This is a genomic window from Thermodesulfovibrio aggregans (assembly GCF_001514535.1).
Taxonomy (GTDB): Bacteria; Nitrospirota; Thermodesulfovibrionia; order Thermodesulfovibrionales; family Thermodesulfovibrionaceae; genus Thermodesulfovibrio; species Thermodesulfovibrio aggregans.
In genome coordinates this window covers 167,743-187,576 of record NZ_BCNO01000002.1, presented here as the reverse complement: position 1 = coordinate 187,576, position 19,834 = coordinate 167,743, and the positions used below count along the sequence as shown (strand labels likewise).

Below are 19,834 nucleotides of genomic sequence, written 5' to 3'. Positions count from 1 at the left end.
TTTAGGATAGATTTTTATGAATTGAGTAGTTTTCCTGATGTAACATTGTGTCTTTTTTTATCGTAATTCTTATTTTTTTAGAGTTTTCAATTTCCTCTATCGAGTCTCTCTCTTCGTCACTTAGTAGATCAGCTACAGATGGATTTGTAACTACTGTTAGCTCTGTTCCCTGAGGGACTGTCATAAATTTTAGTTTTCTCAGGATTTCATAGGCTACAGTTCTTATACTTTTTACTCTTCCTTTGCCTTCACAGTAGGGGCAACTGTCACATAGAGTATGTTCAAGGCTTTCTCTTGTTCTTTTTCTCGTCATCTGAACTATCCCGAGTTCAGTAATGTTGTATATTGTTGTTTTTGCTCGATCTTTTTTCATTGCTTCAGTCATTGCGTTGATTACTTTCTGTTTATTTTCATCCTTTTCCATATCAATAAAATCTATTAGAATGATACCACCAAGATTTCTAAGCCTTATCTGATAGGCAATTTCTTTGACTGCTTCAAGGTTTGTTCTCAAGATTGTGTCTTCAAGATTTTCTTTGCCGACAAATTTACCTGTATTTACATCTATTACTGTCATTGCCTCTGTCTGATCAATCACAATGTATCCTCCAGATTTAAGCCATACTTTACGGTGAAGTGCCCTCTCAAGGTCAACTTCTATTCCAAAGGCATCAAATATTGGTTCTTCACCTTCGTATAGTTCAATTTTATCGGCAATTCTTGGAAAATAAACCTGAGCAAACTCTTTCAATCTCTGCCATTCAATGTAGTTGTCAATAATCATTCGGTCTACATTTTGACTCATAAAATCTCTGAGGCTTCTTAGCACCAGGTCAAACTCACTATGAATAAGAAAGGGTGCATGAGCTTTTTCTTTCTTCTTCTGAATATTATCCCAGAGAAGAAGTAGAAAATCTATATCCCTTTGAATCTCCTCTTCGGTGGCATCCTCACTTACAGTTCTCATAATTAATCCAAATCCTGCGGGCTTAATTTTTGCAGCAAGCTCTTTTAGATGTTTTCTTTTTGTCTCATCTTCAATCTTTCTTGACACTCCAATGTGTTCCATCCCTGGCATAAGTACAACATATCTGCCGGGTAGGGTAATTCTTGATGTAACCCTTGCTCCTTTTGTTCCTATGGGGTCTTTTGCAACCTGAACGAGGATTTCCTGTCCTTCCTGAACAAGTTCTTCTATTGATACATCTTTATAGTCAATCTTCGGAATAATCTCAGTTTCTTCTTCTCCCTCAAGAAAAGGATAGAGCTCTTTAATTCCACCTTTTATGTCGTCTACATAGAGAAATGCAGCTTTATCAAGTCCTATATCCACAAAACAAGCCTGCATGCCTTTAAGCACCTTTACAACTTTGCCTTTGTAAATGTTTCCAACATAACTTGAATCACCTTTTCTTTCGATATAAAACTCAACAACCTGACCACCCTCAAGAAGAGCAACCCTGCATTCCTGTTTTGTTATGTTTATTAAAAGTTCATTGCTCAAGGCTCTAACCATCCTCCCTTAAAGCCATACATGGCTATTCTTTTTATGTTTAAATCTTTGAGAGCTTTTCCAAAAATAGCCTCTACTATCTCAGAGATTCTTGCTTTGTCAGTAGAATCTTTTACTATTATACATACTTGCTTGCCATTTATCTTAATCTCCTCTAAAAAATCTTTGAGTAAAAGCAGTTTTTCCTGCCTTTTTAATGTGAGACTTTCTATCTTATTTTGGTCAAGCTGAAAATCATAGTTGAGCTGTACAATGTATTTGTATCTCTGAATAAATGAAGAAAGAGAAGGACTTTCTGGTGGGACTGTCTTTGCCTCAACTATTTTTAAGCCTTCAGGTAAAACTCTATTTAATCTTTCAACGTATTCTTCCCTGAATTCATCATAAATTTTCAGGTCAAAATACTCTCTTTCGCTTTCAACTCCCACAGGCAGAGAAGGTCCAAAAGAAATCTCAGGCTTTGGATGAAATCCCTTTGATATGACAAAGGGAACATCAGCTATTCTTAATGCTCTTGTAAGAAGGTTTCCCAATTCAAGCTGAGAAAGATACTTCATCAATCCTGTTTTTCTATGACAAAATCTTACTGTGGTGATAGAAATCTCTTTATTATTCGGTTTTTTTGCCCCTACTGATAGATGTAAAACCTTATCCTTATTAGAATCATTGCTACATTTCAATCCGCATCCTTCACATCTAATGGTGCATTCCTTTGAGGATTCAAGATTAACTGCTTTTTCAAGCTCTCTCTTAAGAAACTCTTTTTTAACGCCCGTATCAATGAAGTCCCAAGGGAGCGGTTTTTCATAAGAAAACTCTCTTTTAGCATAGTGAAATAGATCAACTCCTGTTTCATCCATTGCTTTGAGCCATCTACTAAAATCAAATAAATCTGACCATGCACTTAGCCTCTCTCCGTTAATCCATGCTCTGTATAAAACATCTCCAATTTTTTCATCACCCCTTGAAAGAGCAGCTTCAAGAACACTCATTCGGGGATTGTGTCCTTTGTAGTGGATTTTACTTTTATTAAAGGATTGTCTTATAAAATCAAGTTTTTTAGCCATTTCATCAAAATTAATCTGTCCAAGCCATTGAAATGGAGTATGAGGTTTTGGCACAAAGGGAGACACAGTGACATTTATCTCAACAAATCTGTTTGTGTGTCTCTTTGCAATTTTTATTATTTTCCTTGAAAAGTTAACAATTTCTTCTATATCCTGTTCTGTCTCAGTTGGAAGTCCTATCATGAAGTAAAGCTTTATATTCTGCCAGCCTTCCTCAAAAAGAAAGGTGCATGCTTTCTCAATATCTTCATCGGAAATATTTTTATTAATTACACAGCGAAGCCTCTGAGTGGCAGCTTCAGGTGCAATTGTAAATCCTGTTTTTCTTGCAGACTTAATTGCCTGAAGCAAATCCTTTGTTACTTTATCCGCTCTTATTGAAGGAAGGGAGACAGCAACTGCCTTTTCTGAAAAGCGTTGATTTAGAGCGCTAACAAGCTCAGTTAAATAGGGGTAATGTCCTATGCTGAATGAAAGAAGGGAAAGTTCTTCGTATCCTGTATTCTTTATTAGATTTTCTGCAATTTCAAAAACTCTACCGGGACTTCTGAATCTTAGAGGTCTATATATAAACCCTGCCTGACAGAACCTACATCCCGAAGGACATCCACGGGATACTTCAATTGAGACTCTATCATGAACAACTTTTGCATAGGGCACAACTGGTGCATATGGAAAAGGTGCATTTTCTAAGTCATTTATAAATCTCCTTTTAACAGTTCTTTTCCCACTATAGGGAACATAAAATCCCTCTATTTCTGATATTGCCTTCAGTAAAGACTCTTTAGAAGAATTTGACTCTTTCCACTCATCAAACACTTTTATAAATTCCAGAATTGCTTCCTCTGCCTCTCCAATCAGGAAAGCATCTATGAAATCATTGAGAGGCAAAGGATTAACAGTACAGGGACCACCGGCAATAACGAGAGGATATTTACCCTCAATTCTATCCTGCCACCTTAAAGGAATTCTGCCAAGTTCAAGCATGTTTAAAACAGCAGTGTATGAAAGTTCATACTGAAGCGAAAATCCTACAATATCAAAATCTCTGAGAGGTGTTTTTGTTTCAAGGGAACTGAGTGCAATATCATTTTTTTGCATATATTCCTGCATGTCAATCCATGGTGAAAATACTCTTTCAGCATACACATTCGGAAGACTGTTTAAAAGGGAATAAAGAATTTTTAAGCCAAGATGTGACATGCCTATTTCATAAATATCAGGAAAACAGAGGGCAAATCTGATGAGTTTCTCCCTGTCTTTGTAAATTGCATTAATTTCGTGGTTTATGTATCTTGTGGGTTTTTCAAAATAAAGAAGGTTCATTAATTTATTATGACACTTTTCATTTCTTTTTCGGGAAGAGGTTTTGAAAAGAGAAATCCCTGAACCATATCACATTTTAAAGATTTTAAAATTTCAAGCTGTTCTCTGGTTTCAACACCTTCAGCAAGGGTGAGTTTGTCAAGCCTTTTTGCGAGCTCAATTATTGTCTGAACAATTGCAAGAGCCTTTTTGTCATAGACCATCTGTTTTGTAAAAGCCATATCTATCTTTATGATGTCAATTGGTAAATCTTTCAGATAAACAAAAGAGGAATATCCTGTACCAAAGTCATCCATTGCAATTTTCGGTGGATTTTTAATCTTTTTTATCATTGAGATAAGAACCATCGCATCTTCAGGATTTTCAATAAACACTCTCTCTGTAATCTCTATGGTAATTTTATCTCTTATTTCTTCAGGAATCTGAGCTAATTTCTTAACAAATTCTGGATTATTAAAAGTCTTACCTGAGATATTTACAGATATGTTTAAGTTGCACTTTTTTATCTTTTGCACGATTTCATTAATTGCCCAGTCTTCAAACATTCTCAGGTATGAACTGTTTTCAATGTAATCAATAAAAACTTTTGGATAATAAACTTCACCACTTTTATCAACTATTCTAACAAGAGCTTCATAGCCGGCAAGTTTTAAACTGTCAGTGTAAAAGTATGGTTGATAATAAAAAACAAACAGATTTTCATCAAAGGCTTTTTTAACTAAACTTATTACATCCCATTGTTTTTCCACATCTTTTTCAATTGCTGGATCAAAGAATTTTATTGCTCCTTCTCCTTCAGCTTTTGCTTTTGTAAGGGCTATGTCAGCCTTTTCATATAGAGTTTTAAATGTTTCCCCATCCTTTGGGAATAGTGATATGGCAGCATTGATATTTATAGAAATTGATTTATCATCAAGCTGAAACTCTGTATTATTAAGTTCCACAAGCCTGGAATAAACATTTGATATCTCAGGAGCCATATCTACACTCAGGTATATTCCGAAAGTATCTGCTCCAATTCTTGCGATTGTATATGTTTCTTTAAAAAGTTCCTTTAATCTTTGAGCAAAAAGCCTGAGTACAAGGTCACCTCCTGAAAAACCTAAAATTTTGTTTATATAGGTCATGTTAACAATATCAATAAGTATGAATACTCCCAAGCCTCCCTTAGTATGAGTTTCCCTTAATTTTAAAGTTACCTCTACAGAGAATCCATTGAGATTCAAAAGCTCTGTTAATGCATCATAGTTTTGCAATTTATTGATTCTCTCAGAGAGCATTATGTTTTCCGTAACATCTTTTGCAACAGCGACAAATCTTAAAACATTTCCCGGGAGCTTCAATGGAATAATTTTCAGGTCAGCATGGAAAATTTCGCCATTCTTTTTTCTGTTGGGAGTTATCGCATTGAATATTTTTCCAGAAAGAATTGTATCCCACATTTGCTTGTAAAATTCTGGAGGATTGAGTCCTGATTTAAATATTCTCGGATTTTTACCAATAAGTTCATCTCTTGTGTATCCGCTTATTTTCTCTACTGCTTCATTTACATAGAGGATATGACCATTTTCATCTGTAACAAGCACCCAAGTATCGGAGTGTTTAAGTGCTTCAGAAATAATCATATCGTGTTTTATCCTATCTACTCTCTCAAGAGCAAAAGAGAGGTCATTCTGAATCTCTTCGAGTATGTTTACTATGTTTTTGTTAAAAAATTTAGGGAATTGAGAGTATATTTTAAGTAGAGAAACGACTTTGCCGTATTTTTTTAAAGGTATGGTGCAGGAAGACATAAAATTTCTATTTATGAGTTCTACTGCACAGGGCTCTTTTTTAAGATATTCTCTTGAGTCTTCATTTATCTGAATTTCACCTGTTTTGAATGCTATTTGAGAAAGCCCATATCCTTCTTCAATTTTTATGTCAAGAATATCAAAAAATCCCTGTTCCTCACCATAGTGATAAAGGGGTACAATTTTACCTTTTTCAGGAATTCCAATCCACACAAACTTAAAACCTAAATTTTCAACAAGAGACCTGCATATTCCTTCGTAAATCTCCTCTTCAGTGATGGATTGAGTGATAATTTTATTGACATCTCTGAGAATTTTTAAAATTTCTTCATTCTGTTTTCTCTCAGTAATATCGTGAAATAGAATTAAACCTGAGTATCTGCCCTGATAAAGTATTGTATTCGTGAGACACTGAACCCATGAAATACTACCATCTTTCTTTATGAACTTTAATTCATAAACTGATGAAAATTTTTCTCCTCTAAGCCTTCTATGATGGTTCTCTATAATTTTGCTCTTTTCTTCGCCGTAAACTAAGTCAAAGCTACTCATGTTGTATAGTTCTTCTTTTTCATATCCAAGAAATCTTAAAGCATAATCGTTTGCATAGACAATCCTTTCCTGATAAATTATTATTCCAAGATTGGGTGAATTTAAAAGAGCTTCTATTATGTTGCTATTAGCCCATTCTTCAAGCATTTTTTCAAGTTGTGCAAACATCAGCTTTAAATTTTCCACTTCTTTTTGAGTTACTCTCTCAATTTCTGGCAGGGAAAGAATATCTTCTTTGAAATTACTGATAGAAGGATGAATTAAGATATAGTGGGGTAGATTAAAACAAAAGTTTTCATCAAATTTTATATTGTATTCATCTTTCAACCTTCTTAGCATTTTTGTGTAGATAAAACCTACATCTGCCTCTTTTTTTTGCAAAAGTTCAATGATTTCCTCATAGCTATTTGCAAATACTAATTGAAACTTTCTAAATTCTTTTTTATGGAAAAGAATAGGTAGGAAAAAATACTTTCTTTTGATAACTGCAAGCTTGATTATGTCCTTATCGGATGAATAATCTTTCCTGCTGATACTGCAGAGTTGGTTATTTTCATCTTTTAGCTTTCCGATGATTTCATAGCCTTTTTGCATGAGATAAATTGCTGTGTCAGGATTAGCATAATATATATGAAAATTTTCTTTCCTCAGGGATTCTTCCTCTTTCATAAAATCGCTAAATGTAATTAAATCAATTTTCCTATTAAGAGTTTTACTGAGATTTTCAGATATTTTTCCCCATAAATAAAGTTCCTCTTCATTAATGCAGTGAGGACAAATGGCAAGTTTTAAAATATTATTTTGCATGTCTCAGAATTTTGTCATCTTTGAGATTTCGTCATTGACTTTTACTACAGTTGAGAAAACTTTGTATGTTTCATTGAGCATTGATGCCGTATTGGTAATTCTCTTTGAAACATCAGTTAATACCTGACTTTGTTCTTCTATTGCTGTTGAAAGAGTATTTACTGCATCTCCAACAGTATCTGACATTGCTTTAGTTTTTTCAAAGGACATTCTTATTGTTTTCATATCTTGCTCAATTCCTGAAAATAGCTCCTTTATTTTTTCAACCTCTTTAACAGCAACTATCACCCTTTCGCTCAAATTACCAAGTATTTTGCTGATATCCTTTGTTAAAGCCTCTGTTTTCTGAGATAGTTTCCTTATCTCATCTGCCACAACTGCAAATCCTCTTCCCGCTTCTCCAACTCTTGCTGCTTCAATTGATGCATTAAGAGCAAGAAGATTTGTCTGATCCGCCACATCAGAGATAGCGGTAACGATGTTACCAATGTTCTGGGTAGCCTGTCCGAGGTCTTTTATGTTTGAGACAACCTCTATTATTTTTTCATTATGTGATTCAATATCTTTTACTCTTTTTTCAAGTTCATTATCCATCATTTCATTCTGTTTAACCATCTGCTGAACTTCCTCGTTTATGGAGGCAACACTTCTTGACATATCCCTTATGGTGGTGTCAATCTCTTCCATAGCTGTTGCAATGGATGAAACTTCATCTCTTATCCTTGAAAAGTTAGAGTCAATCAATCCCATCGTATTTGAAATCGTTGAACCGACAATATTTGATTTTATAATACCAGATGATAGAGTCTTGATAAGGGCAAGATTTGTATCAATATCTTTTTTTGTGAGATTTGTCCTTTTTTTTCTTCTGAAAAACATAGTTTCCCCCAATTTGTTTTTATTTGAGTTTATCTGTAGAACTCATCTGCAATGTCAACACCGCATTTCAAATTTTCAAGCCAGTTAAAGAATCTATGAATGTGTTCTTTTTTATAGATTATTGCTCCATGCTGGGGAGCTATTCTTTCAATCTCAAGCCTTCTTACTTTTTCAATGTATTTTCTAACTACACTGTTTGAGGCAAGATATCTTCTATGAAATCCTTCCATAAGTTTCAAGTGACTATCAAAATCCTCCACATAGGCATATCTCTGTCCCTTTGGAAATATGGCAGCGCCGAGATCGCCTGTAAATAAGGTTTTTGAACGGGGATCATAAACATGGAAATTGGCAACAGAGTGGAGAAAATGGGCAGGAATTATCTCAAGATAGTCTCCTGAAGGAAGTTGAATTCTGCCACCACCTTCCTCAAGTGGAACAATTCTTGCCATATCAAATATTCCATAATGGGGAAGAAACCTTACCCACCATTTTGAGATATATACTTTAGCAGGCGTTACGCTTAGCCATAGAGCAACTCCAGAGGATACATCAGGGTCCTGATGGGAAAAGAAAAGATGCTGAATTCTATCAAGGTCAACATACCTTGAGACATTTGCCACAACTCTTGGAAAAACATGAACACCTCCGGGATCAAGAATTACTCCTACATTTTTATTCTCAATGAGATACTGATTTACCTGAACCAGTCCTTCTTCTTCATGTTCTTCCCATCCAAGCCAGATAAATTTGTGAGTTCCATCATCATAGATTACATCACCTCTTACAATATCAACTTCTTTTGCCAAGCCTGCCATATTTTCCTCCAGTTTATAATTTTTCTTAAGTAAAATTTTACAAAAAAATTGAAAATCCTGCAAATTACTTCAAGATGTTTCTATTGCGAAACTCTCTCAACATATTGGTATGATGTGCTGAAGCTCTGTCCATTTTCTCAATGTGACAGACAGAGCACTTCATCTGAGCTCCAATTGGAAGAGGATTACCCTGATACTGCATTGGCTGAATGTTGTCTCTGTTTTTGCCATATTCATTAAATGCAGGATAGGTTGCATGAGGTGAGCTATGGCATGCTGTGCATGGCAGTCTTCCTGTTGAGTCATCTCTATTTCTGAAAAGCATTTTTCCATCTGATGTCCATTTATTAAAAGAGCTTGAGCTTTTATCAGGTTTCTGAAAACCTATATGACAGTTAAGGCAGTCAGGTTGGTTAACCCATGGTTTTCGAGGATTTATCTGAGCGAGGGGAGTTTCGGGATTTAAATTTTTAAGTAAAAGTTTTGCTGTTCTTGTTCCTTCCTGAGAGAGTAAAACAGATGCTGCATGGTCATCAAGCTTTCCATGACATTGGGTACAACCTATTCCAAGTTTTGAGTGAATATCCCTGTTACATCTTGTATTTCCCCTTGTATCATTGGGATGGCAGAAGTTACAGGCTCTTTCATCTTTGTAGGGAATGTAGTTTGCATGCCAGCCATGCATGGAAGCTGAAAAGCTATTATGACCCTTTATTCCCTTTGATTTAACTATGAAGTCTTCATGACAGCTCTGACACATCTGAGGTTTACCTTTTAGTGCACTCTCAAGAAGCTTTGTACCGTGTCTTCTATCATGAATTTGAAGTATATTTTTTGCGGTCTCATCGGAAATTCCAGAGATACCATTCCATCTCGGTGTCCCACCATGGCACAGGAAGCATCTTAACTCAGTTGATACAGGTGCAACAACTTTTGTCTGCTGTAGAATCCTATTTGTGCCTTTTTCAATTGCTTTAATATCAAAGACTGGATATGGATTGAATACTCCATCGTCTCTGTAAGGTATCACAGGGATACCTTCTGCTGAAAATATCTTCCTCTCTCCGTCATAATCAAAGACACCTTTGAGTCCCTTACCAGTTAAGCCTATATTCTCTTGTATTTTTTTGCTTTTCAGGCTCTGTGAGTATTTCCAAAAATCTACGTGTTTTGATGGATTTTCATAGCCTTTCTGAACTTCATAGTGAATCTCTATTCCATCAGAGATTATTTTAGGTTTTTTACCTCTTTTTATCAGTATAGCCTGTAGAGTGCTTCCTGGATAGAGGAATGAAAACCATCTGTCAGCATCGGTTATACATTTTTCTCCAAGGGTGCTCCATGCAAGCAGTACATATTTATCTTTGTCAGGATTAAAGGTCGGAATTTCTACATTTTCCTCTTTTACTGTAAAAGGCTGTATATTTGGGTCCTGCTTTTTATGTAAAGACTTTATAAATGCAGCAAGAGCTTCCATCTCCCTCTCATTTCCAATGAACTTTGGCATGTAATCAAGAATTTTACCCTGTCCATAAAGCTGAGAGATGATTCCAAAGTAGGTAAGTCCCTTTGTTTTCTCTATAATATCATTTTTTACTCCTCCTATTGTGTGACAGCTTAAGCACTGAAGATTGAAGAGCTCTCTTCCTGCGAGAACTCTGTTTTCTTCTGTTACTTCCTTAATAGCAGTCCATTTTGCATGTTTGAGAAATCCCTCTCTATTTAGTTTCTCTTCATCATGAACCAAAATAGAAGGCGAATACATATATCCATAGATAACATAGGGTTTTCTTGCATATTCCCTCATGTACTCAAATCCACCAATCCATGATAACCCAATAATGAGAAGCACAAAAACTGAAACACGCTGTAAAGCCTTTGAGGTTCTGAATACCATGACTAAAGCTAATAGATATAGCAGAACAGTAGATAAAATGAATACATTTACAGCATTGGCAGTTTGTTTATTTAAAACAAAGTTTGTAAGCCTTGCATTCTCAGGAATTGAGTAAAAATACCAGAAAGCTGACAGGATAAGAAAAGGAAGAGGAATGTAAAGCCATTTTGCACAGTATTTTAGGAGTGTCTGTCTCAGACTGTCATTCTTTTCAAACACCGCTGTAACAAAGCCAAAAAGCCCTGCGAACATTATGCATATAAATGTTCTGAAAAACAGTCCAGGAAGATTTGTGGGATTGAAAAATCCATGCCAGAAGTTGTTTGTCTGAAGCCACTGCCCTGGACTTAGCATGAAAGTTATAATTCCATTGATTATGAAAAGACTCAACCATGCTGAAGCAGCATAGATAAAGGCAACTCTAAGACGGTTTCTGTCTGAAAGTGACTCAAACTTGTAGTGATAGATAAGCAGTGACACAATCTCTACAATGAAGAAAACCCACTCAATTGCCCATGCAAAAACAAAGGTATGAATAAGTACTGAAGTAGCCCAGGGGCTTGAAAGAGCAATTATAAACCAGATTCCAACTCCTGAAACTCCACCAAAAACCATTGTAAGAAGAAGGAAGAACCATATGTGTCTCCGAACATATTGTCTTAAAGCAATGTTGCCTTCTTTTACACTTTTTAAGTCTGTAAGCCATAAAAATATGCCACCACCTACTGCAAAATGGGAGATAAATACATGAAGAACTGCTATAATTGCTATCAATGTTCCTGAGTTAAGCCAGTATAGTTCCCATACAGGATAGTTCATATCTTCCCTCTATTTTTTACTAAAACTCAGCCTGAGCATATAAATAATCGTTCCAGTTCCAATGAGCAGAATAACGACAAACACAGCAAATACATCCCACTGAGGTGTTACATTGAGCTGTGAAGGAGTAAAACTTCCTTCAAGCTGGAAAATTCTCAGATTGTATCGGTTTATTGCCATAAAAATCAGAGTTAAGGCAAGTAGTACTATGCTCTCCTTAAGCCTTCCCCTTAGAGATGTAAATATCGCTAATAGAGCTGTGACTATTCCAGAGACAAGTACAGATGTGGCAAATATATCTTTGCCCATATACTTTTGCATTATTTCCTGAGGAAGACTCAGAAGAAACCAGAATCCCACAACAACCTGAATCATAGTTGCGTAGGCAAAAATCTTAAGTCCTTCCCTAACTTTTTCTTCAGAGTTTTCCTTTTTACTGAAGTAAATTCCATAGGCAATTCCGCCTACTGCAAGGGATGCTACAACAAAATGGAGAAATCTCGGATAAATGCTTGGCACACTCCAGAGCAAAATAGTTCCAGTTCTGTCAGAAAAGTAGGCAGTCCATTTTGATGGCATCTCCATCATTGATAGATTGTTGACGAGCATGAAGGCGATATAAAGAGTTATTAAAATCATCAATACTAAAGCGGGTTTTGCGAGAGTTGAACTCTGAAATTTTCTGTAGTGAAAGTAGGAACTGTAATAGGCAATTATGAGAAAAGGTATAATTAAAATCCAGAAAGTTCCCATGAGAATTGAGCTTGTGTAAAAGAGATGTCCGAAGACAACCTGAAGAAAAAGAAGCGCCGGTATTGCCATATTTATTCCGAGTGCAAAAAGAATAGGTATCTTTTTGACTATAGGTTTGTTTGTTTCAAAAAAGCTGGCTTCTCTTTTCCACTTGTAGAGTGTTATTATTCCAAGTCCAACAATTGAGTTAATTATGACTATGTGTATCAGGAAAAAGAATTGTTCAAGCACAATAAAGATTTCATGAGGAGCAGGAATTGATTCAGTATAAGGTATCAGTGATGTAAAGTTCATTTTTTACAAATTTTATCAAAATATTTTTATAAATTCAACAAAAATTTCACATCTGCCTATTACTATGTAAACGCCTGAGGTTTGATGAAATGAAGTGAAAACGAAGTTTGCCGTCTCTTTTAATATTTATGTAAAAAAGTAGTGTAAAATTTTTTCTCTTTTTCAGATATCTCTAAAGACTTTACAACCGGTGAGAAAGCAATTCCTGTTTTTATCTCTTCTTCATTGAATATGATAAGTATGTTATCTAAATTCGCCTCTAACTCTTGAACCAAATGCTATTAAGTATATAAGTTCCTCTTCTAATGCTTTTAGAAGTTTATCTTTGATTCTTTTTACTGCCCTTTTTTCATCGGAAAACATAATTTATTTTAGATAATATCGCCATTTACAAGCTTTTCTTCTATGTGACTACAGAGTCCGTGAAGAAGTTTCAACTCCCAGAATGTAAGCCCTGTTCTTCCAAAGAGGTGTCTGAAGTTGTTCATTATTCTTTTCTCAAGATCAGGATCTTCAGGGATGTATCCAATTTTCTTAAGAACAGTGAATAGTCTTTCATAGAGCTTTTTAAGTTCCTCCTGATCCACATAAAACTGTCTTTGCATGTGAAAATCTTTTATCTCCTCGCATCTCATGAGTTCGTAGGCAACTATTAATACTGCCTGAGCAAGATTTAATGAAGGCTGTAGCTCTGATGTGGGAATTGTAATAAGAAATCCGCATTTTTCAACTTCTTCGTTGAAAAGCCCCTTGTCTTCTCTGCCAAAGAGTATGGCAACTTTGTTGTCCTGAGCTACTTCAAAAATTCTCTTAACTCCATCCCTTACATCCACTATTGCTCCTCTTTTTGAGCCTCTTCTACGGGTTGTTCCAACGACAACTGCTTTGTCTTTCAAGGCATCATCAAGGTTTTTATAGATTTCAGCATTCTCAAGAATATCCTGACTTGCCCATGCCATCCAGTAAGCTTCATCTGTAAGTGGTGCAGGATTTACGAGGATGAGTTTTTCAAAGCCCATGTTTTTTATTGCTCTCGCAGAAGCTCCGATGTTGCCGGGCTCTTTTGGTTCAACTAAAACAAAGTAAAGATTTTTTTTCCACGAAGTCATTTAAAAGGGCTCTATATCAGTAGAGTTTTGCTCTTCCAGGGAAATAAGAGTTTTGTGAAGTTCTTCCTCTGCCGACTTTAGTTTGCTTTTGCAAAAGCGAATAAGTTCTGTTGCTCTCTTTACCTTTTCAACGAGAACATCCACATCAACTTCCTGTGATTCTATGTATTTCAAAATCTCTTCAATCTCTTTCATAGCTTTAGAATAGCTTAAGTTCTCCATTGTCTTCCTCCTTTCTCGTTACTTCTGCGGTAAGCATTCCTCTATAAAGTTTAATCTCAACATTGGCACCTATTGGAACTTGCTGCGAGTTTTTTAACACCCTGCCATTTAAGTAAGTAATGCTGTATCCTCTCTTTAATATGTTTTCCGGACTGAGAAGTTGAAGTTTTTCACCAGCTCTTTCTATCTGAATTTTTTTCATTGCAAATATGTTTTTCAATTTTGTAAAGAGAGTTTCAGTGGAAGATTTTACTTTGAAGTTTTCCTTTGTAATTTTTTCGCTAAGCTTTATCTTAATCTTGTTGTTGATGTTTGTCATCTCTAAGTGTTTGGCTGTAATAATCATGTTTGTTTTTTTATAGAGCTGTTGTTTAACTTTGAAGATAAGTTCCCTCTCACTGTGAACTCTTTTAAGGACATTGTTGTGAACTTCGCTTACTATGAGATTCATTTTCTGTAAAAGTCTTTCCCTTGAGTTTTTTAAAGCCAGTTTAAATCTATCCTCCAGAGTTTTACTTTTTGATGTTTCAACACTGAGAAATTTTTCAACTTTATGACGGATTCTCTGGCTGAGAGCATCAATTTTTGAGTCAAAATCTAGAGCTCTGTCAAGTATGAACTTTGCCACTTCAGAGGGTGTTTTAAATGAAATGGATGCAACAAAGTCTGCAACAGTCTCATCTCTTGTGTGTCCTATTCCTGTAAATACCGGTATTGGCATCAGAGCCATTGTTTTTGCAAGTTCATACTCGTTAAAAATAGCAAGATCAGAAACAGAACCACCACCACGAATTAAGACAACCACATCAAAAGCTTTACATTCAGAGGAACATCTTTGAAAGGCTTCAATCAAAGAGTTTACAGCATACTCACCTTGAACAAAAGCATCAAAGAGTTTTGTGTGGAATTTAAATCCAAATTTATTTCCCTTTAGGATTTTCAAAAAATCCTCATATCCTGCTGCAGATTCACTTGATATAATTGCAATTCTCTGAATCACCGCAGGAATCTCAATGAGTTTATTTTTATCAATGAGTCCCTCTGCCCTGAGTCTCCTTATTGTTTCTTCCTTCTTTAAAGCCATCTCGCCGACAGTAAAGGAAGGATCAATCTGATAGATACTTATTTTAAAGCCATACTTTTCGTGAAAAATTGCTTTACCAAGAAATAGAATTTTTATGCCCCTGTTAAACTGTATTCCTGTTTTAATAAAAAAGTTAGCGATGGTGCTAGCATTTCTACTCCATACTACTGCATCACATTTTGCAACAATCTCATCGTCATTTCTCTCAATAAGCTCAATCCAGTAGTTTCCATTTTTGTCGCAGTCCACTTTTGCTATCTCTGCAACTATCCATCTATATTCAGATATACTCTGAATGTAGTCCCTGATTTCTGCTAAATACTCTGAAAGAGTTAGATTTGCAACGCTTACTTTAAGCATTAATGCAAGCCTCACGAATAAGATTTTTCATCTCCCTTACTGCCCTTTCAATTCCAACAAGAACAGCCCTTGCAATTATACTGTGTCCAATGTAAAGTCCTCTCAATCCTTTTATTGCTGCAATAGGTTTGACATTGTAGTAGTTTAATCCATGACCTGCATTTGTCTTAAGTCCGATGCTTAGGGAGTATGCAACAGCATCTTTAATTCTTTCAAGCTCCTTAAGCTGATTCAACCCTTTTGTATCAGAGTAGTATCCTGTGTGAATCTCAACCATGTCTGCTCCAATTTCCTTTGAACACTCAATTGACGCTCTATCAGGATTTATAAAGAGGCTTACAGGAATTCCACCATCTTTGATTCTTGCTACTGCTTCTTTCAATGATTGTTTATTGTCAATAACATTAAGCCCTCCTTCGGTTGTAAGTTCCTGTCTTTTTTCTGGAACAAGGGTAACCATATCAGGCTTAATGTTTAGTGCGATATTTATCATCTCTTCAGTTGCAGCCATCTCAAGATTAAGCTCACAGGGAACAACTTCTCTGAGAACTCTCAGATCTCTGTCCTGAATGTGTCTGCGGTCTTCTCTCAGGTGAACTGTGATTCCATCTGCTCCACCGAGTATGGCCAGAGAAGCTGCCATTACAGGGTCTGGTTCAAAAGTTCTTCTTGCCTGTCTTACAGTAGCAACATGGTCAACATTTACTCCAAGGATAACCATAACTGACCCCCTTCAAATGTTAATTGATTTGATTATATCAGTTTTTCTAACGAGTTGACAAAGCAGTTTGCGTTTGATAAGTCATCTCTTACGATAGATATATCTTAATGAGGATGTAATAGCGAATGCAACAGAGAGAAAATGTTAGGATTGTCCTATCCTATCATAACTAAAGAGGCATCTCGTAGGAGAAGTAGAGCCTTACGCCTTTTTCCTGTGCATACTTTCTCACAGGCGGTGATGCCTGATAAGTTACTGTCACAAATATTTTTTCACCTTTTAGAATTTTCTCTATTCTTTTGATTTTATTCAGAAAACTGTCTATGTCTGTCTTCTTAAGTTGTGTTTTGCATTCTCCAAGTATCCATATTTCTCTTCCATCAATTCTGCCTTTACCATAGATATTTATCTCTTCATATCTGTTTGGTTCGATTTCAATAAAATCTCTTTTGATAAAATCTATTGCCTCAACTGCAAAGTCTCTCTTAAGAAGTTCAGGCAGTCCTTTGTATGCTCTGTCTTCAAGAATGTAACCTACAGTGTGGGCAAGTCCACCAAGTTGTTCTCTTGTTTTTTTGTGTTCACCTATGAGCTTTCTGAGTTCTTCCTCAGTTTTTTTCTGAGCTTCAGCAAGCTCATTCAGTCTTTGCTCTGTACGTATCTGAGCCTCAGCGAGCTCTGCGACAGTTTGTTCAAGTCTAGTAAGTCTTTCTTCAGCTTTTTTCTGAGCCTCAGCGAGCTCAGCAACAGTTTGTTCAAGTCTTGTAAGTCTCTCTTCAGCTTTTTTCTGAGCTTCAGCGAGCTCTGCAACTGTCTGTTCAAGTCTTGTAAGTCTCTCTTCAAATTTCTTCTGTGCCTCAACTAGCTCTGCAACAGTTTGTTCAAGTTTAGTAAGTCTTTCTTCAGCTTTTTTCTGAGCCTCAGCGAGCTCTGCAACAGTTTGTTCAAGTCTTGTAAGTCTTTCTTCAGCTTTTTTCTGAGCCTCAGCGAGCTCTGCAACAGTTTGTTCAAGTCTAGTAAGTCTCTCTTCAGCTTTTTTCTGAGCTTCAGCGAGTTCAGCAACTACTTTTTGAAGACTTCTTATTTCTTCCTTTGTTGCGATATTTGCAAGTTCTTCATAGGTTTTTCCCAGATAAAAGGCTATTTTTCTTGCTGCTGCCTCTGAAAGTTCTTCTTTGAGATCTTCAAAGATTTTCAGTGTGTTAAGCATAAAAAATTATAACACTTTTATTTTAGTTTGAACAATTTGATGGGAGATAGAGTGATGTATACAGTAATGGGTGAAAAAAGTTATGCTATAATGTCTTTATGAAAGTGGTTACATCCAAAGAAATGGCAGAAATTGATCGACTAACGATTGAACACTATGGAATTCCATCACTGGTTCTTATGGAAAGGGCTGCCTTAGCAGTTGCAAAATATGTGCTTGAATTCAATCCTCAGAATGTTATTGCCATTGCTGGACCTGGTAACAATGGTGGTGATGGTATTGCCTGTGCAAGAATACTTAAAAATAAAGTCAAAAACATAAAAATTTTCAAGCTTTTCTCTGACGAAAAACTCTCAAATGACTGCAAAGTCCAGCTTGACATAGCAAAAAAGTTTGGAGTTCCTGTAATTGAAGGATATCCAGAAAAAGAGGATATATCAAAGGCAGATTTAATTATTGATGCAATATTCGGTACAGGACTTAAAAGAGCCATTGAAGGTGAACTTGCTAATTTTATTGAAATTCTTAATTCTCTTAAGAAACAGGTTGTGGCTGTTGATATACCTTCAGGTGTCTCTTCAGATACAGGAGAGATTTTAGGAGTTGCTGTCAGAGCAGATGTGACAGTAACTTTTGGGCTTCCAAAAATAGGTCATCTCATTTATCCTGGCAGGGAATATACAGGTAAACTCTTCGTTGAAGATATAGGATTTCCAGAGGAGTTAACTGACTCTGAAGATTTAAAAATCTCAACAATTGAGAAATCTTTTGCCCGCTCTCTTATCCCCCCAAGACCTGCCTATTCCCATAAAACAAAATACGGACATGTTCTTGTAGTTGCAGGCTCTACGGGGAAAACAGGTGCAGCATTGATGACAGCAAAAGCAGCACTGAGGACAGGTTCAGGACTTGTAACAATGGCAGTTCCTGCAGCACTTAAAGTGGTTTTTCAAAGTAAAGTTCTTGAAGAGATGCTTCTTCCACTTCCCTGCACAACGAATACTCTTTCAAAACAGGCTTTACCTGAAATTATGGAATTTATTAAAGAAAGGGCAAACTCTGTTGCCTTTGGTCCCGGAGTTGGAGTTAATGAGGACATAGAGTTTCTCCTGAAAGAACTCATTTTAAACTGTCCATGTCCAATTGTAATTGATGCCGATGGAATAACAGTTCTTGCCAGATTGCTGGATGTTCTAAAAAATGCCCGGTCTCAGATTGTTCTCACCCCTCATCCCGGTGAGTTAAGCAGGCTTATAAACATCTCAGTGAAGGATATTGAGAGACAGCGAATTAACATTGCCCAAAAGGTGGCAAAAGACTTCGGGGTAGTGCTTGTCTTAAAGGGAGTTCCCACAGTTGTTGCAGAACCTCAGGGTAAAGCATATCTAAACACAACAGGAAATCCTGGAATGGCTACTGCTGGCTCAGGAGATGTGCTTACAGGTATAATCGCCTCGCTCATTGGACAGGGACTGAGTCCTTTTCATGCCTCTTTGCTTGGTTGTTTTATACATGGACTAAGTGGAGACATAGCTTCTAAGAAAAAAGGATATCATGGACTTATTGCAGGAGACATCATTGAAAGCATTCCTGAATCCTTTATTGAGCTTAGACAATGAAATGGATTCAAAGCTCAGAAAATCCTCTGATAAAGGAGATAAAGAAAATCATTAAGCAACCTGAAGAAAGAGTCTTTATTGAAGGAATAAATCTTATTGAGACAGCGATTAATTCAACTAATGTTCAGCTTGAGAAAATACTCGTCACTGATAGTTTTATTGAAAGACATAGTGAGTTTTTCAAAACTCTTCAGGATAAATTTTCAGTTATAGGTATATCTCAAAAGATTGCAAAAGAGATTTCAGATACTGTAACTCCACAGGGTATTTTTGCAATGGCAAAATTTAAATTCAGCAATATCAATGAAATAAAAAATCCCACACTTATTGTTATTGCAGACAGAATTCAGGACCCCGGAAATCTTGGCACAATCATTCGTGCCTCTGAAGCTCTTGGTGCAGAGGCAATATTACTTACTTCTGGAACATGCAATCCTCTTTCAGGCAAGGTTTTAAGAGCTTCTGCGGGAAGCATATTTTTTATTCCTTTGATAGAGGTTTCCTATGAGGAAATTAATGAGTTCATCTCAAAGAATAAAATAACTCTTGTAGTCACAGAGCTGAAGGCAAAACAGCCCTGTTTTAACTTAGACCTTACACTGCCCGTAGCAGTTGCCTTCGGAAATGAATCTCATGGAGTAAGTGAAGAACTAAAAAAGATAAAACACATAAGTTGTAGAATTCCTCATAGAGGTAAAACAGAAAGCCTCAATGTTGCCATGAGCGCTGCTGTGTTACTCTATGAAATTCTTCGTCAACGCTCTTTATGATTTTTGCGAATCCTCTTTTCATGGCAGGTGCTCGTTGAATTAATAGAATAGAAAAGCCCAACAGCTAATTACTATGCCGTTGTACTGATTATGTTAAAAGGAGCCTGTTGCTGGTTGAGTAACCTTCAAAGTCACAGTAAAGAGACCAGTCAAAATAAGCAGGCTTACTATACCTTTCTTAATATGGTATGATATATTTAAATGAAAAAATTTGTGAGGGG

The 19,834-nt window shown here is 36.2% G+C and carries 14 protein-coding genes; 2 read left to right on the top strand and 12 right to left on the bottom strand.

What is annotated here, in order from left to right; translation table 11 throughout:
* Window position 1: 1 nt before the first annotated feature.
* The 12 genes from TAGGR_RS07430 to TAGGR_RS07375 form a co-directional block, all read right to left on the bottom strand.
* The gene (locus TAGGR_RS07430; protein ID WP_059176964.1) at window positions 2–1,504 is read right to left on the bottom strand and encodes an Rne/Rng family ribonuclease; all 1,503 of its coding nucleotides are present in this window, start codon (window positions 1,502–1,504) and stop codon (window positions 2–4) included.
* Window positions 1,501–3,906, bottom strand: a complete 2,406-nt coding sequence (locus tag TAGGR_RS07425) for a TIGR03960 family B12-binding radical SAM protein (protein ID WP_059176736.1) — start codon at window positions 3,904–3,906, stop codon at window positions 1,501–1,503. Before TAGGR_RS07425 ends, TAGGR_RS07430 begins: the two co-directional genes overlap by 4 nt.
* On the bottom strand, window positions 3,906–7,058 hold the full coding sequence (locus tag TAGGR_RS07420; RefSeq protein ID WP_059176735.1) for an EAL domain-containing protein: 3,153 nt from the start codon (window positions 7,056–7,058) through the stop codon (window positions 3,906–3,908). Before TAGGR_RS07420 ends, TAGGR_RS07425 begins: the two co-directional genes overlap by 1 nt.
* Window positions 7,059–7,061: 3 nt before the next feature.
* Window positions 7,062–7,937: a methyl-accepting chemotaxis protein gene (locus TAGGR_RS07415; protein WP_059176734.1), complete on the bottom strand. Its 876-nt coding sequence runs from the start codon at window positions 7,935–7,937 to the stop codon at window positions 7,062–7,064.
* 29 nt (window positions 7,938–7,966) lie between these two features.
* On the bottom strand, window positions 7,967–8,755 hold the full coding sequence (locus TAGGR_RS07410) for an oxygen-binding di-iron domain-containing protein (protein WP_059176733.1): 789 nt from the start codon (window positions 8,753–8,755) through the stop codon (window positions 7,967–7,969).
* A gap of 64 nt (window positions 8,756–8,819) precedes the next feature.
* Window positions 8,820–11,471 carry a hypothetical protein gene (locus TAGGR_RS07405; RefSeq protein ID WP_059176732.1) on the bottom strand — a complete coding sequence of 884 codons (2,652 nt, stop codon included), beginning with the start codon at window positions 11,469–11,471 and terminating at the stop codon, window positions 8,820–8,822.
* Window positions 11,472–11,480: 9 nt separating this feature from the next.
* Entirely contained in the window at window positions 11,481–12,518 is a 1,038-nt protein-coding gene (locus TAGGR_RS07400) for a hypothetical protein (protein WP_059176731.1), read from the bottom strand.
* Between the two features lie 371 nt (window positions 12,519–12,889).
* Window positions 12,890–13,627, bottom strand: coding sequence for an RNA methyltransferase (locus TAGGR_RS07395; RefSeq protein ID WP_059176730.1), 738 nt, complete (start codon window positions 13,625–13,627; stop codon window positions 12,890–12,892).
* On the bottom strand, window positions 13,628–13,849 hold the full coding sequence (xseB, locus tag TAGGR_RS07390; protein WP_059176729.1) for an exodeoxyribonuclease VII small subunit: 222 nt from the start codon (window positions 13,847–13,849) through the stop codon (window positions 13,628–13,630).
* Entirely contained in the window at window positions 13,827–15,293 is a 1,467-nt protein-coding gene (gene xseA, locus TAGGR_RS07385) for an exodeoxyribonuclease VII large subunit (protein WP_059176728.1), read from the bottom strand. Before xseA ends, xseB begins: the two co-directional genes overlap by 23 nt.
* Window positions 15,286–16,014 (bottom strand): pyridoxine 5'-phosphate synthase, encoded by a 729-nt coding sequence (locus TAGGR_RS07380; protein WP_059176727.1) that lies wholly within the window; start codon window positions 16,012–16,014, stop codon window positions 15,286–15,288. The genes xseA and TAGGR_RS07380 overlap by 8 nt, the downstream gene beginning before the upstream one ends.
* A gap of 169 nt (window positions 16,015–16,183) precedes the next feature.
* Window positions 16,184–17,224: a coiled-coil domain-containing protein gene (locus TAGGR_RS07375; RefSeq protein ID WP_059176726.1), complete on the bottom strand. Its 1,041-nt coding sequence runs from the start codon at window positions 17,222–17,224 to the stop codon at window positions 16,184–16,186.
* A 98-nt stretch (window positions 17,225–17,322) separates the two neighbouring features.
* On the opposite strand from TAGGR_RS07375, the gene TAGGR_RS07370 reads away from it, so the two are divergent.
* Complete coding sequence (locus TAGGR_RS07370) at window positions 17,323–18,843, top strand: NAD(P)H-hydrate dehydratase (RefSeq protein WP_082673612.1); 1,521 nt, start codon at window positions 17,323–17,325, stop codon at window positions 18,841–18,843.
* Complete coding sequence (locus tag TAGGR_RS07365; RefSeq protein ID WP_059176724.1) at window positions 18,840–19,613, top strand: TrmH family RNA methyltransferase; 774 nt, start codon at window positions 18,840–18,842, stop codon at window positions 19,611–19,613. The genes TAGGR_RS07370 and TAGGR_RS07365 overlap by 4 nt, the downstream gene beginning before the upstream one ends.
* Window positions 19,614–19,834 lie beyond the last annotated feature (221 nt).